The 16,215-nt window shown below is 69.5% G+C and carries 9 protein-coding genes; 6 read left to right on the top strand and 3 right to left on the bottom strand.

Annotated elements, in window-relative coordinates:
* Window positions 1–91 precede the first annotated feature (91 nt).
* Window positions 92–649: an LppP/LprE family lipoprotein gene (locus BLW81_RS14705; protein ID WP_235632008.1), complete on the top strand. Its 558-nt coding sequence runs from the start codon at window positions 92–94 to the stop codon at window positions 647–649.
* 92 nt (window positions 650–741) lie between these two features.
* On the opposite strand, the gene BLW81_RS14700 is transcribed toward BLW81_RS14705, so the two are convergent.
* The gene (locus BLW81_RS14700) at window positions 742–1,656 is read right to left on the bottom strand and encodes an endonuclease domain-containing protein (protein ID WP_083407797.1); all 915 of its coding nucleotides are present in this window, start codon (window positions 1,654–1,656) and stop codon (window positions 742–744) included.
* A gap of 416 nt (window positions 1,657–2,072) precedes the next feature.
* Between BLW81_RS14700 and BLW81_RS14695 the strand changes: the two genes are divergently transcribed.
* The 3 genes from BLW81_RS14695 to BLW81_RS14685 all read left to right on the top strand — a co-directional run bounded on the left by BLW81_RS14695 (window position 2,073) and on the right by BLW81_RS14685 (window position 7,968).
* A complete protein-coding gene (locus tag BLW81_RS14695) occupies window positions 2,073–3,134 on the top strand; it encodes an IS110 family RNA-guided transposase (RefSeq protein ID WP_083407796.1) in 1,062 nt (353 codons plus the stop codon).
* Window positions 3,135–3,199: 65 nt separating this feature from the next.
* Window positions 3,200–6,616: a TM0106 family RecB-like putative nuclease gene (locus BLW81_RS14690; RefSeq protein ID WP_083407795.1), complete on the top strand. Its 3,417-nt coding sequence runs from the start codon at window positions 3,200–3,202 to the stop codon at window positions 6,614–6,616.
* On the top strand, window positions 6,613–7,968 hold the full coding sequence (locus BLW81_RS14685) for an FAD-binding oxidoreductase (RefSeq protein ID WP_083407794.1): 1,356 nt from the start codon (window positions 6,613–6,615) through the stop codon (window positions 7,966–7,968). The genes BLW81_RS14690 and BLW81_RS14685 overlap by 4 nt, the downstream gene beginning before the upstream one ends.
* Here BLW81_RS14685 and BLW81_RS14680 read toward each other — a convergent pair.
* The gene (locus tag BLW81_RS14680) at window positions 7,965–9,905 is read right to left on the bottom strand and encodes an MFS transporter (protein WP_083407793.1); all 1,941 of its coding nucleotides are present in this window, start codon (window positions 9,903–9,905) and stop codon (window positions 7,965–7,967) included. The two genes, BLW81_RS14685 and BLW81_RS14680, sit on opposite strands and share 4 nt — an antisense overlap.
* Window positions 9,906–9,994: 89 nt before the next feature.
* On the bottom strand, window positions 9,995–11,287 hold the full coding sequence (locus BLW81_RS14675) for a multidrug effflux MFS transporter (protein ID WP_083407792.1): 1,293 nt from the start codon (window positions 11,285–11,287) through the stop codon (window positions 9,995–9,997).
* Window positions 11,288–11,430: 143 nt separating this feature from the next.
* On the opposite strand from BLW81_RS14675, the gene BLW81_RS14670 reads away from it, so the two are divergent.
* Both BLW81_RS14670 and BLW81_RS14665 read left to right on the top strand, forming a co-directional pair.
* The gene (locus BLW81_RS14670; protein WP_083407791.1) at window positions 11,431–12,177 is read left to right on the top strand and encodes a hypothetical protein; all 747 of its coding nucleotides are present in this window, start codon (window positions 11,431–11,433) and stop codon (window positions 12,175–12,177) included.
* A gap of 230 nt (window positions 12,178–12,407) precedes the next feature.
* Window positions 12,408–16,181: a multifunctional oxoglutarate decarboxylase/oxoglutarate dehydrogenase thiamine pyrophosphate-binding subunit/dihydrolipoyllysine-residue succinyltransferase subunit gene (locus tag BLW81_RS14665; protein ID WP_235632322.1), complete on the top strand. Its 3,774-nt coding sequence runs from the start codon at window positions 12,408–12,410 to the stop codon at window positions 16,179–16,181.
* The last annotated feature ends 34 nt before the right edge of the window (window positions 16,182–16,215 follow it).

Here is a 16,215-nt window from a genome sequence, read left to right as displayed (position 1 = left end):
TCACCCGCCACGCACGCAAGACATGCCTCGGCCGGGCGTCCGCGGTGTGTCGGCGCGACGTGGCCGGGTCGGATTTGCAAGGGTGGCTCGAGTGAAACGCACCCTTCGGTTCTCCAGCGTGATCGGGGTCGCGGCGATCCTCATCGCCGGGTGCGGGTCCGGCGACTCCACCGTCTCCAAGACTCCCGACGCCGCGCTGCCGCCGGCGCCGCCCGCCGCGGGAACCCCACCGCCGCCGACCGTCGCACCACCGAGCGCCGCGGCGGTGGCCGACCCCTGCGCCGTCAACCTCGCGGCCCCCGAGATCGCCAGGGCCGTGTCCGAGTTGCCGCGCGATCCGCGCAGCAATCAGGCCTGGAATCCCGAACCGGTCGCCGGGAACTACAACGAGTGCGCGCCGCTGTCGGTCGTCATCGTCAGAGCCAACACCAACGCCGAGAACCCGAACACCCGCGCGGTGATGTTCCACCTCGGCAAGTTCATCCCCAGCGGGGTGCCGGACACCTACGGCTTCAACGGGATCGACGAAACCGTGAGCACCGGCGACACGATCGCGCTGCGCTACTCCAACGGCATGCCCGGGCTCGACAGCGTGGTGAAGTTCCGGTGGAACGGCAACGGCGTCGAGCTGATCGGCAACACCCCGTAGGTGACTTCTCTGGTGGCTTTGGCGGCCGAACGTGGGTTACCCGCACGCCTCCGGGGCGCTGTGCGTGCGTCGAGCCCACACTCGGCGAGCCGTCAGCGCGGATCGAGCCACCCGATCTGGGCGTCCAACCGGATCCGGTCCGCGTGCGGCCACCCCCGTGCGCGCATGGCGTCGCGCACACGAGCGAGGACGACGTGCGACCGGTAGCGCAACAGGTCTCGGCTGACCCGGATGATGAGCCATCCCGCGGCGGCCAGTTCGGCGAGCCGATCGATATCGCGGGCGTATTGAACGGGATCGTCCCAGTGCTGCGGGCCGTCGTACTCGACGCCGACCTTGACCTCGTCCCAGCCCATGTCGACGCGGCCCACGAACATCCCATGCGCGTCGACGACGAGGATCTGCGTTCGCGGGCGCGGAAACCCGGCGGCGACCAGCAGCAGCCGGGTGCGCGTCTCCTGCGGCGATTCGGCGCCGCCGTCCATCAGGTCCATTACGCGCCGCAACTGGACGATGCCGCGGGCGCCGCGACGGGTATCGGCGAGACCCTCGACTTCGAAGGCCTTGAGGCCGGTGGCGTTGGCGAGCGCGTCGACGCGCACGACCGCTCGCTCGAGGCCGCGTCGGCGCCCGAGGTCGAAGGCCGTGCGCGCCGGCGTCGTCAGCGGCATCCCGCGCACGGCGCCCACCTCGTCGTCGCGCAGTTTCGCCCGGTGGATCAGGATCGCGTCGACGTCGCAGGTCTCGGCTCGGATCAGTTCGGCGGGCAACGTAGCGTCGATCCATCGGGTTTCGTACAGCGCGGCCGCCGACAGCCCGGCGAGTGTGGCGTTACGCGCGGACCACAACCACGCCGCCTGCGCGCGCAATGCGGCTGTCAGCTCGACACCCTTCGGCAGGTAGACGTTGCGATAGATCATGTCGTGGCGGCTGACCAGCGTCCGCCTGGTCGCCAGTCCCGACGCGACCGCTTCGGTGCCGATGAACGGCAAGGGTTCTGTGTGCATGCCGCGACTGTCGGCGTGAGCTCCCACAGAAGGCGCCGCCACGACGGCCGTGACGGCCCCGGTTGTGGACGGGCGCGGTGTTGGGGATGACGGGGGTTGGCCGCGTTGTGCCGAGTGTGGGCTCGTGTCACGTTCGAGCGGCGGATCGCGTGCGGGTAACCCGACTTATATGTGTGTCACGGCGTGGTGAGCGGGATTGCAGCCCCTAGCGTGCCGTAGCAGACCGGAGGGAATGACTCGCGGTAACCCTGTCACCCGAGGTTTGGGTTGACTCCAACGTGGTGTGTCACCCCTCCGGTCTGCGTTCGCGGCGTGACTCGAGAGATGCATGACCACAAGCTGCTTTGCGAGGTACTTGAAGTCGGATTGTCCGCCGCGGATTCCCCACCCACATCAGCGAAGGGAACCCGCACTCCATGATCGTCATCGGTGTTGATCCGCACAAGTCGACACACACCGCCACCGCCTTGGACCCGAGCACCAACTCCGATCTGGGGTCGCTGCGCATCGAGGCATCAGTTGCCGACTACGAGCGCCTGATCGGCTGGGCGAAGGTTTGGCCCGAACGGACCTGGGCGATCGAGAACGCCGACGGGCTCGGACACCACTTGGCGTTGTGGCTGCTGGCACGCGGTGAGGTCGTCTTGGACGTTTCGGCCACCGCGACCGCGCGCGTACGGGAACTCTCCCGCGGCGGCCGGCGCAAGAACGACCGCATCGATGCCGCCGCCGCGGCCAGTGTCGCCGCGCTGCAGGGCGATGCCCGCCCCGTTCATTCCGAGACCACCACCGACTCCCTGGCGCTGCTAGACGAGCGTCGAGTCAATCTGTCCCAGCACAGAACCCGCACCATCAACCAGTTGCATGCCCTACTGCGCGAGTTGATAGCCGGCGGCGTGCCGACCTCGCTGACGCCCGCCAAGGCCACCACCGCGCTGCGTGGACTTCGTCCCCGCACTGGCACCGACCGGGTTCGGCTGGAGCTGGCCAAAGACCTCATCGCCGACGTGCGTCGTCTCGACGACCAACTCGCCGCCAACGCCGCCAAGGAGAGCGCCCTGCTCGAGGAGCACGGCACCAGGTTGCAACAGATCGACGGCGTCGGACCCATCCTCGCGGCCCGCATCCTGGGCCGCACCGGATCGGCCGCCAGGTTCGCCTCGGCCGCGGCGTACGCGAACTACACCGGCACCGCACCCGTGCAAGTCGCCAGCGCCGACTCCTCCCAGCACCGGCTGTCCCGCTACGGAGACCGACAACTCAACTGCGCGATCCACACCATCGCGATGGTCCAGATCCGCATGCCCGCCAGCACCGGCCGCGCCTTCTACGACAAGAAGATCGCCCAAGGAAAGCCACCACGCCACGCCACGCGCGCACTCAAACGACACCTCGCCGCCCACCTCTGGCGAGTCATGCACGCCGATGAACTACGCATCACCGGCCGACCTCCAACAACCATCCAGAAGGCGTCTTGACAAATAGAGAGGCACCACGTTCGCGCCTCGAATGGGGTGTCGTCGGGCTCACCTACAGTGGCAGCGTGTTCGTCGCCTCCGAGCAAGACGGGGCCCGTGTCGTCTACAGCGCATCCGACCTCGCGGCCGCCGCCCGCTGCGAGTACGCGCTGCTGCGCTCGTTCGACGCGAAACTCGGCCGCGGCCCGGCCATTGCCGTCGAGGACGAGCTGCTCGCCCGCACCGCCGGGCTCGGCGACGAGCACGAACAGCGCCACCTCGACAACCTTCGCGAGTCCGCCGACATCACCGTCATCGGCCGGCCCGCCTACACGATCGACGGGTTGACCGCCGCCGCCGAGCAGACCAAGCGGGCGATCGACCGCCGCGCCCCGGTGATCTACCAGGCCGCGATGTTCGACGGCCGGTTCGCCGGTTTCGCCGACTTCCTGATCCTCGACGGCGACCACTACCGATTGCGCGACACGAAACTCGCGCGCTCGGTCAAGGTCGAGGCGCTGCTGCAGCTGGCCGCCTACGCCGACACCCTCACCGCCGCCGGCGTGCCGGTCGCCGACGAGGTCGAGCTGGTGCTCGGCGACGGCGCGACGGCCAACTACCGCATCGACGAACTGCTCGCGGTGTACCGCCCGCGCCGCGAGGCGCTGCAGCGGTTGCTCGACGACCACTTCTCCTCGGGCACACCGGTCGACTGGGCCGACGAATCCGTGCGCGCCTGTTTCCGCTGCCCCGAGTGCGAGGCTCAGGTCCGCGCCACCGACGACCTGCTGCTGGTGGCGGGGATGCGGGTGAGCCAGCGCGCCCGGCTGATCGACGCCGGCATCACCACCGTCGCCGACCTCGCCCGCCACGACGGCCCGGTGCCCGAATTGCCGGCCCGCACCGTCACCGCGCTGACGGCCCAGGCGCGGCTGCAGACCAGCCCGCGCGTCGACGGCAAGCCGCCGTACGAGGTGATCGACCCGCAACCGCTGAACCTGCTGCCCGACCCCGACAAGGGCGACCTGTTCTTCGACTTCGAGGGCGATCCGCTGTGGACGGTCAACGGGCACGAGTGGGGCCTGGAGTACCTGTGGGGCGTGCTCGAGGCGGGCGGCACGTTCCGCCCGCTGTGGGCGCACGACCGCGCCGGCGAACGCCAAGCCCTCGTCGACTTCCTCAAGCTGGTCCGGCAGCGCCGCAAGAAGTATCCGAAGATGCACGTCTACCACTACGCGCCCTACGAGAAGACGGCGCTGCTGCGGTTGGCCGGCCGCTACGGCGTCGGCGAGGACGAGGTCGACGACCTGCTGCGCAGCGGTGTGCTGGTCGACCTCTATCCGTTGGTGCGCAAGACGATTCGCGTCGGCACCGAGAACTACAGCCTCAAGTCGCTCGAACCGCTCTACATGGGCAACGAGTTGCGCAAGGGCGAGGTCACCACGGCCACCGAGTCGATCACCCAGTACGGGCAGTTCTGCGAACTGCGCGCCGAGGGCCGCGATGACGACGCCGCAACGTTGCTCAAGCAGGTCGAGGACTACAACCGCTACGACTGCCGCTCGACGCACCGGCTGCGCGACTGGCTGGTCAAGATCGCCATCGAGTCCAGCGTCCCGCCGCTGGGGCCGCAACCCGTCGCCGCGGCCGAGGTGGTCGACGACGCCGACGACCTCGCCCGCACGCTGGCGGCGTTCGCCGGCGACGGCGTGGCACCGCGCACCGCCGAGCAGACCGCGGTGGCGCTGATCGCGGCCGCCCGCGGCTATCACCGGCGCGAGGACAAGCCGTTCTGGTGGGCGCACTTCGACCGGCTCAACAACCCCGTCGACGAATGGGGCGACACCAGCGACGTGTTCCTCGCCGAGACCGCGACCGTCGTCACGGACTGGCACCTGCCGTCCAAGCGGGCGCGCAAACAGCAGCGGTGGGTGAAACTGACCGGCGCACTGGAATCCGGCGGTCTGCACGACGAGGTGTTCGCGCTGTATCACCCACCGTCGCCGACGGGCATGGCCGACAACACCGACCGGCGCGGCGCAGGCAACGCCGAGGTGCTCGAGGTCGACGACGCGAACACGCCCACCGAGGTGCTGATCTGCGAACGCGAAACCAAGGACGGCACTTTCGACGAATTGCCGTTCGCGCTCACGCCCCGCTCGATCGTGCCCACCAAGAAGCTGCGCGAGGCCATCGACGCCGCGGCCGCCGACGTCGCCGCCGCACTGCCGGACCTGCCGCGCACCGCCGTCGTCGACCTGCTGCTGCGCAGGCCGCCGCGCACCCGCAGCGGCGCGCCGATCCCCCACACCGCCGACGTCGCCGCCGACATCACCGCCGCCCTGCTGGATCTGGAGTCGTCCTACGTCGCGGTGCACGGCCCGCCCGGCACCGGCAAGACCTACACCGCCGCGCGGATCATCGCCGCCCTGGTCAACGACCACCGATGGCGGGTCGGGGTGGTCGCCCAGTCACATGCGGTGGTGGAGAACCTGTTTCGCGACCTGATCAAGGCCGACGTCGATCCGGCCCGCATCGCCAAGAAGAACTGCCCCGACGACGTCGGATGCCAGACGATCGACAAGGACGAGTACGCGGCGTTCATCGCGGCCCATCCCGGCTGCGTTATCGGGGGCACCGCATGGGATTTCGCCAACGACACCCGAGTCGAGTCCGGCAGCCTCGACCTGCTGGTGATCGAGGAGGCCGGCCAGTTCTGCCTCGCCAACACGATCGCCGTCGCCCGGGCGGCGAAAAACCTGATGCTGCTGGGCGATCCGCAGCAGTTGCCCCAGGTGAGCCAGGGCCACCATCCTGAACCCGTCGACGCGTCGGCGCTGGGCTGGCTGGTCGGCGACCACCACACGCTGCCGGAACCGTTGGGCTACTTCCTCGACCGGTCCTTCCGGATGCACCCGGCCGTTTGCGCCCCGGTGTCGCGGCTGGCCTACGAGGGTCGGCTGCTGTCCGCCGAGGGCCGGCCCGCCGCCCGTCGGCTGCACGGCCACGAACCCGGGGTGCGCACGCTGGCGATCCCCCACGACGGCAACTCCACGGCCAGTCCGGAGGAGGCGGCGGCGATCGTCGCGGCCACCGCGTCGCTGCTGGGCACCGATTGGACCGACGAGGACGGGACCCGTCCGCTCACCGAATCCGACGTGCTGGTCGTCGCGCCGTACAACGCGCAGGTGATGCTGCTCGCCGAGCACTTCGCGGCGGCCGGCATGCCCGGCGTCCAGGTCGGCACCGTCGACAAGTTCCAGGGCAGGCAGGCCCCGGTGGTGTTCGTCTCGATGACGGCGTCCTCCATCGACGACGTGCCGCGCGGGATCTCGTTCCTGCTCAACAGGAATCGACTCAACGTCGCGATCAGCCGCGCGAAGTACCTCAGCATCGTCGTGCGCTCGACCTCGCTGACCGAGTATCTGCCCGGCACGCCGGACGGGCTCATCGAGCTCGGCGCGTTCCTGTCGCTGGCCCCGTGTGATACACCGTCGGCATGAGTGTGACCGACCGGCTGGCGGAGATCGTCGGGCAGGCCTACGTCAGCACCGATCCCGACGTGCTGGCCGGGCGCAGCGTCGACCACACCGGGCGCTACCGGGGCCGGGCCGGCGCACTGGTGCGCCCGGGATCGGCCGACGAGGTGGCCGCGGTGCTGGGGGTGTGCCGGGAGGCCGGCGCCTACGTGACCGTTCAGGGCGGGCGCACCTCGCTGGTGGCGGGCACCGTGCCCGAACACGACGACGTGCTGCTGTCCACCGAGCGGCTCCGCGAGATCGGTGACGTCGACGCCGCCGAGCGCCGGATCTCCGTCGGCGCCGGCGTGACGCTGGCCCAAGTGCAGCACGCGGCCACGGAGGCGGGGCTGGTGTTCGGCGTGGACCTCGCCGCGCGCGACACCGCGACCGTCGGCGGGATGGCGTCGACGAACGCCGGCGGGCTGCGCACCGTGCGCTACGGCAACATGGGCGAACAGGTGATCGGGCTGGACGTCGCGCTGCCCGACGGGTCGGTCGTGCACCGGCACAGCCGGGTCCGGATGGACAACACCGGCTACGACCTGGCGTCGCTGTTCGTCGGTGCCGAGGGCACTCTCGGGGTCATCACCGCGCTCGACCTGCGGCTGCACCCGACACCGTCGCACCGGGCGACCGCGGTGTGCGGTTTCGCCGACCTCGACGCGCTGGTCGCCGCCGGCCGGTTGTTCCGCGACCTGGACGGGATCGCCGCGCTGGAGCTGATCGACGCGCGCGCCAGCATGCTGACCGCCGAGCACGCCGGCGTGCCGGCACCGGTCGAGGGGGCCTGGCAGCTGCTCGTCGAACTGGCCGGTGATACCGACCAGACCGAGCGCCTCGCCGACGCGTTCGAGGGCGTCGAGCTGTGCGGTGAACCGGCGGTCGGGGTGGACGTGGGCGCGCAGCAGCGGCTGTGGCAGGTCCGCGAGGCGGTCGCCGAGGTGCTGGGCGTGTACGGCCCTCCACTGAAATTCGATGTGTCGCTGCCGCTTTCGGCGATACCGCGGTTCGCCGACGACGCGGCCGCGCTGGTCGCCGAGCACGCCGCAGACGCGATCCCGGTGCTGTTCGGCCACATCGGCGAGGGCAACCTGCACCTGAACCTCGTCCGGTGCGCGCTCGACGGTGACCGTGAGCACGCGTTGTACGCCGCGATGATGGACCTGATCGCCGGCCACGGTGGCAATGTCAGTTCCGAGCACGGCGTCGGCACCCGCAAACGCGACTACGTCGGGATGTCACGCACCGATGCCGACATCGCCGCGATGCGCACCGTCAAGGCGGCGTTCGATCCGACCGGATTCCTGAACCCCGCGGTGCTGTTCGGCGCCTAATCGTGCCAGCGGCGCGAGTGCCTGCCGCGGGGCGGTTCGCCGGGTCCGTCGTCGGCGGAATGCCTGCCGCCGGAGTCGAACCAGAACTGGCGCGGCGGCTCCTCCGACTCCACCGGCGCAGGCGTCTCGGGGATGTCGGCCCGGTACCGGTCGGGTATCCGGCGCAGCGGGCGCTCGTCGTCGACATGTAAGCCGTTGTGCGCCAATCCGATCGGTTCGGCGCCGGGCTTCTCGAGCCGGGCCGGCGGGATGTCGGCGAGCAGCTGGTCGAGGATCGCGCGCCACGAGTCACCGGCCTGGCTGGGCAGCGGCTCGGCGGGCGTCGTCAGCGGTTCGGTCGACGGCTCGGCGCGGCGGGCGGGCCCGGGGTCGTCCCACTCCACCGTGTACTCGCGGTAGTCGTCGTAGTCGTCGTCGTACTCGTCGGCAAAGGTGTCGTCGCCGCCGTACCCGACCGCCGGCGCCGGTTCGGTGAGCGGCCGGCGCGCATAGCCCAGCAGGAACATCGCGGCCACCACCCCGAACAGCGCGAAGAACGCCGACAGCAGCAGCGCCTGCGACATGGCGTCGGAGAACGGCTCGTGCAGCGACGGCGGCAACTGCGTTGCCCCGGTGCCCCCGCCCGCGGAGCCGGCGGCCCACGGCGCCATCTCGTCGTCGACCCGCCACGTCATGAACGCCGCCATGCTGGCGCTGCCCAGCACCGCGCCGATCTGGCGGGTGGTGTTGTACACACCCGAACCCGACCCGGCGTGCTGCGGCGGAAGGTTGCGGGTGGCGGTCGCGGCCAGCGGCGACCAGATGAACGCCATCCCGATCCCGGTCACCGTCAGCGGCAGCATGATCCGCCAGATCGGCGTGGCCGGTGTCATCTCGATCGACAGCCACGTCGTCGCGATCGCCAGCACCGAAAAGCCGAACCCGATCACCGGGCTCGGGTGCGCCCGGTCGACGAGCCGGCCGACGAACGGCGCCAGCGCCCCGGTCGCGATCGCCATCGGCGCGGTCAGCAGGGCCGAACGGGTCGGGGACAGTCCGCACACCGCCTGGGCGTAGAACATGACCGGCACCATCATCCCGGTCACCACAAAGCCGATCGTGGCCACACCGAGGTTCGACAGCGAGAAGTCGCGGTCGCGGAACATCGCCAGCGGGATCAGCGGATCGCGGGGGTTGACCGCCTGCCAGAACAGGAACGCCGCCATGAACCCGCTGCCCAGCGCCATCAGGCCCCACACCCAGTGCGTCCAGGCGTTCGCCTGACCCTCCTGCAGGGCGAACACGATGAGGAACATGCCGATGCCCGACAGCAGCACGCCGAGCACGTCGAACGACTGCCGGTTGGTCGGCAGTTCGGGCACCAGACGCAGCGCCAGCGCCACCCCGACCACGCCGATCGGCACGTTGACGAAGAAGATCCACTGCCAGCCGAGGCTGTCGACGAGCAGGCCGCCGGCCAGCGGGCCGACCAGCGTCGCGACCCCGGCCGTCGCACCCCACACGCTCATCGCCACACCGCGGCGCTCGGCGGGGAAGACGCGGGTGATCGTCGACAGCGTCTGCGGCGTCAGCAGCGCCGCGCCCACCCCCTGCAGCACCCGTGCGGCGACCAGCATCCCGAGGGTGTCCGACAGCCCGCACCACAGCGACGCCACCGTGAACACCGTCAGGCCGAGGAGGTAGAGGTTGCGCGGGCCGAACCGGTCACCGAGCCTGCCGGACACCAGCAACGGCACCGCGTACGCCAGCAGATAGGCGCTGGTGACCCACAGCACCGCGTCGTAGTCGGCGCCGAGTTTGTCCATGATCGACGGATTGGCGACCGACACGATCGTCGCGTCGACCAGGATCATGAAGAAGCCGACCATCATCGCCCACAGCGCATGCCACGGGTTCGGGGATGAGGGTGCCTGCCGGCGGATCAGCGTTGAAAACATCTCGGGTCGACTAGTTCTCGGCGATCCGGCCGACGCTACGAAGCTTTCGCCGGTCCCGACAAGTCAGGACCGCTCGCGCTGCGGGGGCGTCAGGCCGGTTCGGGGACGACGTCGTCGATGACGTCGTCTGCGGCGTCGTCCGCGCTCTGCGGCGCCGACGCACCGACGCTCACGAGCGCGAGCAACGCGATCACCATACCCACCGTCATCACGACCGCCAGCGCGAATTCGTCGTTGCCCAGGGTCCCGACGAGCGGCGCGATGGCCGCGCCCAGACCGAACTGCGCGGCACCGAGCAGCGCTGCCGCCGTGCCCGCGGCTTCGGGGTGGCGGCCGAGCGCGACCGCCGGTGCGTTGGGGATCACCAGCCCCATCGCCGCCAGCACCACCCACACCGGGACGAGGAAACCGAACAGCCCGCCGAGGTTCGCCGCGGCCAGCACCACGAACACCGCGCCCGCCACCGATCCGACGACCAGCGCCCACACCACGATGGTCTGCGGGGAGAAGCGGCGCAGCAGCACCACGTTGCCCTGCGTGGCCGCGATCAGCGCGATCGCGCCCGCGCCGAACAGCAGCGCGAAAGCCTGCTGATCCAGCCCGTAGCGGCCCTGCAGCACGAACGGCGCGGCGGAGATGTAGGCGAACAGCCCCGACATGCCGAGCGCGGCGACCAGGACGAGCACGACGAAGCGCGGGTCGCGCACCAGCGAGAAGTAGGTCGCCGCGATGCCGCGCACCTTCAGCGGACGGCGGTGCGCGCGCGGCAGCGTCTCCGGCAGCGCCAGCGTCGCCACCAACAGCAGCGCGCCGCCGAGCACCACCAGCGCGGCGAACACCCAGTGCCACGACGCCTGCAGCAGCACCGCGGCGCCCAGCGACGGCGCCACCACCGGGGCCACCCCGAGCACGAGCATCAGCCGCGACATCACGGTCGCGGCGACCGAGTCGGTGAACAGGTCACCGACGACGGCGATCGCCACCACCATGGCCGCGGCGGCGCCCATGCCCTGCAGCGCGCGGGCGATGCCGAGCACGACGACGTCAGGGGCGAACATGCACAGCAGCGAGGCCAGCATGTGCAGCACGATGCCGGCCATCAACGGCCGGCGGCGGCCCAGCGAGTCCGACAGCGGGCCCACGATCAGCTGCCCGAGCGCGAGCCCGGCCAGCGTGCCGGTCAACGTCAACTGCGCGACCGACGAGGTGACCCCGAGGTCATCAGCGATCTTCGGCAGCGCGGGCAGATACATGTCGATGGTCAGCGGGCCCAACGCGACCAGCACGCCCAGCACGAGGATCATCCGTACGCGGCTCGGCGTCGTGGCGCTCGGCGTCGAGGTTCGAACAGTCGTCAGATCCACAGCCGGTGATAGTGCCATGGAAATGGTTAGCGTCGCTTTTCAATATTTTCTTCCCGATCCCGCCGACAGTGAGCGCGATCATGGCCGGGCACCCGCGCCCCGCGCCGTTCGTTAACAACGCGTTAGCCTGGAGAACGAGTCGTTCGGGACAGGAGGCCTGTATGAGTGCCCGGTCGAAGGCGAAACAGGTGCCGGCGGTCAGCGGGGAGATCGAGGATCCGAGCGCGGCCGCCAAGGTCCTGTCGCACATCATCGAACGCGGCACGCGTGTGCAGGGCCCCGCGGTCCGGGCCTATGTCGACCGCCTCCGCAAGCAGAACCCCGACGCGTCGCCCGCCGACATCATCAAGAAGCTGGAGTCGCACTACGTCGCGGCGGTGATGGCCAGCGGCGCGGCCGTGGGATCGGCCGCGGCGTTCCCGGGCATCGGCACGCTGGCCGCGATGTCGGCCGTCGCCGGAGAGACCGTGGTCTTCCTGGAGGCGACGGCGGTCTACGCGCTGGCCGTCGCCGAGGTGCACGGCATCCCCGCCGAGCATCGCGAGCGCCGGCGGGCGTTGGTGCTGGCGGTGCTGGTCGGCGAGGACAGCAAGCACGCGATCGCCGACCTGCTCGGCCCGGGCCGCACGAAGGGCGGCTGGGTCGCCGACGGCGCGGCGACGCTGCCGCTGCCCGCGGTGTCTCAACTGAACTCACGCCTGCTGAAGTACTTCGTCAAGCGCTACACGCTCAAGCGCGGGGCGATCGCCTTCGGCAAGCTGCTGCCGGTCGGCATCGGCGCCGTCGTCGGTGGCGTAGGAAATCGCCTGATGGGCAAGCGCATCGTGGCCAACGCGCGCAGCGCGTTCGGCGACCCGCCGCCGCGCTGGCCGGCGACGCTGCACGTGTTGCCCGCGCCGAAGAGCTAGTCGGGGTGACTCTCACCCGACGACACGGCGGCGACCACAACGACCACAACGCCGTTGTCGTGGTCTGACCGTGGCTTCGGCGTTAGCCTTTAGGCGGCGGAAATGCGGGTAACCGCGAATTAACCCGGCGAGCGACTCGAACACGCTCGCGTGAAACGAAGGAATCGAGGCGAGTAGCTACCGTGAGCTCACCTTCACCATTCGGTCAGAACGAGTGGTTGGTCGAGGAGATGTACCGCAAGTTCCGCGAGGACCCCTCGTCGGTGGATCCGAGTTGGCATGAATTTCTGGTCGACTACTCCCCCGAGCCGACCTCCGAGAGCCAGGTCCGCAGTGGCAGCCAGTCCGGTAACGGGCAGCGCGGCGCCGGGCCCGTGAGCCCGCCGGAACCCGCACCCGCTCCGGCACCCAAGCAGAGCGACAGCAACGGCGCGGCGAGCAAGCCCGCGGCCAAGCCGTCACCCAAGCCCGCAGCGGAGAAGGCGCCCGAGAAGAAGGCGCCGGCGGCCAAGCCGGCCGACAAGCCCAGTGACAAGCCTTCCGACAAGCCGGAAGCGAAGAAGCAAGAGGCCAAGAAGCCGGAGCCGAAGAAGCCCGACGCCAAGGCGCCCTCAGGTGGTGGCGAGGAGTCGCAGGTGCTGCGCGGCGCGGCCGCCGCGGTCGTGAAGAACATGTCGGCCTCACTCGAGGTGCCGACCGCGACCAGTGTGCGCGCGATCCCGGCCAAGCTGATGATCGACAACCGCATCGTCATCAACAACCACCTCAAACGCACTCGCGGCGGCAAGATTTCGTTCACCCACCTGATCGGCTACGCGGTCGTGCAGGCGGTCAAGAAGTTCCCGAACATGAACCGCCACTTCGCCGAGGTGGACGGCAAGCCGAACGCGGTGACGCCCGAACACGTCAACCTGGGCCTGGCGATCGACCTGCAGGGCAAGGACGGCAACCGGCAGCTCGTCGTCGCCGGCATCAAGGGCGCCGAGGCGATGTCGTTCGGCCAGTTCATCGCGGCCTACGAGGACATCGTCCGGCGGGCCCGCGACGGCAAGCTGACCGCCGAAGACTTTGGCGGCGTGACGATTTCACTGACCAACCCGGGCACCATCGGCACCGTACACTCGGTCCCGCGGTTGATGCGGGGCCAGGGTGCGATCATCGGTGTCGGCGCGATGGAGTACCCCGCCGAGTTCCAGGGCGCCAGCGACGAGCGCATCGCCGACCTCGGTGTCGGCAAGCTGGTCACGCTGACGTCGACGTACGACCACCGCATCATCCAGGGTGCCGAGTCCGGCGACTTCCTGCGCACGGTGCACCAGTTGCTGCTCGACGACGACTTCTACGACGAGACGTTCCGTGAACTCGGCATCCCGTACGAGCCGGTGCGGTGGCGCACCGACAACCCGGATTCGATCGAGGACAAGAACGCCCGCGTCATCGAGCTGATCGCCGCGTACCGCAACCGCGGTCACCTGATGGCCGACATCGACCCGCTGCGGCTGGACAAGAACCGGTTCCGCAGCCACCCGGACCTCGACGTGCTGACCCACGGCCTGACGCTGTGGGACCTGGACCGCGAGTTCAAGGTCAACGGCTTCGCCGGCGCCGAGCACAAGAAGCTGCGCGACGTGCTGGGTCTGCTGCGCGACTCGTACTGCCGCCACATCGGCGTGGAGTACACCCACATCCTCGAGCCCGAGCAGCAGCAGTGGCTGCAGGACCGGATCGAGGTCAAGCACGAGAAGCCGACGGTCGCCGAGCAGAAGTACATCCTGAGCAAGCTCAACGCCGCCGAGGCGTTCGAGACGTTCCTGCAGACGAAATACGTTGGGCAGAAGCGGTTCTCGCTGGAGGGTGCGGAGACGGTGATCCCGACGATGGACGCCGTCATCGACCAGTGCGCCGAGCACGGGCTCGACGAGGTCGTCATCGGCATGCCGCACCGCGGTCGGCTCAACGTGCTGGCCAACATCGTCGGCAAGCCGTACTCGCAGATCTTCTCCGAGTTCGAGGGCAACCTGAACCCGTCGCAGGCGCACGGCTCCGGCGACGTCAAGTACCACCTCGGCGCGAACGGCACCTATATCCAGATGTTCGGCGACAACGACATCGAGGTGTCGCTGGTGGCCAACCCGTCGCACCTCGAGGCCGTCGACCCGGTGCTGGAGGGCCTGGTGCGGGCCAAGCAGGACCTGCTGGACAAGGGCGACGCCGACGACGGGTTCACCGTCGTGCCGCTGATGCTGCACGGTGACGCGGCGTTCGCCGGGCAGGGCGTGGTCGCCGAGACGCTGAACCTGGCGCTGCTGCGCGGCTACCGCACCGGCGGCACCATCCACATCATCGTCAACAACCAGATCGGTTTCACCACTTCGCCTTCGGACGCCAAGTCCTCGGAGTACTGCACCGATGTGGCCAAGATGGTGGGCGCGCCGATCTTCCACGTCAACGGCGACGATCCCGAGGCCGCGGCCTGGGTCGCCCGCCTGGCCGTCGACTTCCGGCAGAAGTTCAAGAAGGACGTCGTCATCGACATGCTGTGCTACCGCCGGCGCGGGCACAACGAGGGCGACGACCCGTCGATGACACAGCCGGCCATGTACGACGCCATCGACGTCAAACGCGGTGTGCGCAAGAGCTACACCGAGGCGCTGATCGGCCGCGGCGACATCTCGATGAAGGAAGCCGAAGACGCCCTGCGCGACTACCAGGGTCAGCTCGAACGAGTCTTCAACGAAGTGCGCGATCTGGAGAAACACGAGATCGAGCCGAGCGCGTCGGTCGAGGCCGATCAGATGGTGCCCGCGGGGATGAACACCGCGGTGGACAAGTCGCTGCTGGCCCGCATCGGTGACGCGCACCTGGCGCTGCCCGAGGGCTTCAACGTGCACCCCCGCGTCAAGCCGGTGCTGGAGAAGCGCCGCGAGATGGCCTACGAGGGCAAGGTGGACTGGGCGTTCGCCGAACTGCTGGCGCTCGGTTCGCTGATCGCCGAGGGCAAGACGGTGCGCCTGTCGGGTCAGGACACTCGGCGTGGCACGTTCACCCAGCGGCACTCGGTGATCATCGACCGCGCGTCCGGTCAGGAGTTCACCCCGCTGCAACTGCTGACCCTCGACAAGGACGGCGCGCCGACCGGCGGCCGGTTCATGGTGTACGACTCGCCGCTGTCAGAGTTCGCGGCGGTCGGCTTCGAGTACGGGTACTCGGTGGGCAACCCCGAGGCACTTGTGTTGTGGGAGGCGCAGTTCGGCGACTTCGTCAACGGCGCCCAGTCGATCATCGACGAGTTCATCAGCTCCGGTGAGGCCAAGTGGGGCCAGCTGTCCGACGTGGTGCTGCTGCTGCCGCACGGCCACGAGGGTCAGGGCCCCGACCACACGTCGGGCCGCATCGAGCGGTTCCTGCTGCTGTGGGCCGAGGGGTCGATGACGATCGCGATGCCGTCGACGCCTGCGAACTACTTCCACCTGCTTCGGCGGCACGCGATGGACGGCATTCACCGGCCGCTGATCGTGTTCACGCCGAAGTCGATGCTGCGAAACAAGGCCGCGGTCAGCGACATTCGCGACTTCACCGAGCAGAAGTTCCGCTCGGTGATCGAGGAGCCGACGTACACCGACGGCGACGGCGACCGCAGCAAGGCCAAGCGGGTGCTGTTGACGAGCGGAAAGATCTACTACGAACTCGTCGCCCGCAAGAACAAGGAAGAGCGCGACGACCTCGCGATCGTGCGCGTCGAACAGCTCGCCCCGCTGCCGCGGCGCCGGCTGGCCGAGACGCTCGATCAGTACCCCAACGCCGAGCAGTTCTTCTGGGTGCAGGAGGAGCCGGCGAACCAGGGCGCATGGCCGATCTTCGGGTTGACGCTGCCGGAGGTGCTGCCGGAGAAGCTGACCGGCATCCGCCGGGTGTCGCGCCGGGCCATGTCGGCGCCGTCGTCGGGTTCGTCGAAGGTGCACGCGGTCGAGCAGCAGGAGATCATCGACGAGGCGTTCGCCTGAGCTCTCCGCTCACTCGAAACCGACGTAATGGTCG

The organism is Mycolicibacterium rutilum (assembly GCF_900108565.1).
Taxonomy (GTDB): Bacteria; Actinomycetota; Actinomycetes; order Mycobacteriales; family Mycobacteriaceae; genus Mycobacterium; species Mycobacterium rutilum.
This window is presented reverse-complemented; position numbering and strand designations above follow the sequence as displayed.

Bases quoted from the DNA above. Each gene is read 5' to 3' on its own strand.
- BLW81_RS14700 (WP_083407797.1), bottom strand. From the start codon at position 1,656: ATGCACACAGAACCCTTGCCGTTCATCGGCACCGAAGCGGTCGCGTCG.
- BLW81_RS14695 (WP_083407796.1), top strand. From the start codon at position 2,073: ATGATCGTCATCGGTGTTGATCCGCACAAGTCGACACACACCGCCACC.
- BLW81_RS14685 (WP_083407794.1), top strand. From the start codon at position 6,613: ATGAGTGTGACCGACCGGCTGGCGGAGATCGTCGGGCAGGCCTACGTC.
- BLW81_RS14680 (WP_083407793.1), bottom strand. From the start codon at position 9,905: ATGTTTTCAACGCTGATCCGCCGGCAGGCACCCTCATCCCCGAACCCG.
- BLW81_RS14675 (WP_083407792.1), bottom strand. From the start codon at position 11,287: ATGGCACTATCACCGGCTGTGGATCTGACGACTGTTCGAACCTCGACG.
- BLW81_RS14670 (WP_083407791.1), top strand. From the start codon at position 11,431: ATGAGTGCCCGGTCGAAGGCGAAACAGGTGCCGGCGGTCAGCGGGGAG.
- BLW81_RS14665 (WP_235632322.1), top strand. From the start codon at position 12,408: ATGTACCGCAAGTTCCGCGAGGACCCCTCGTCGGTGGATCCGAGTTGG.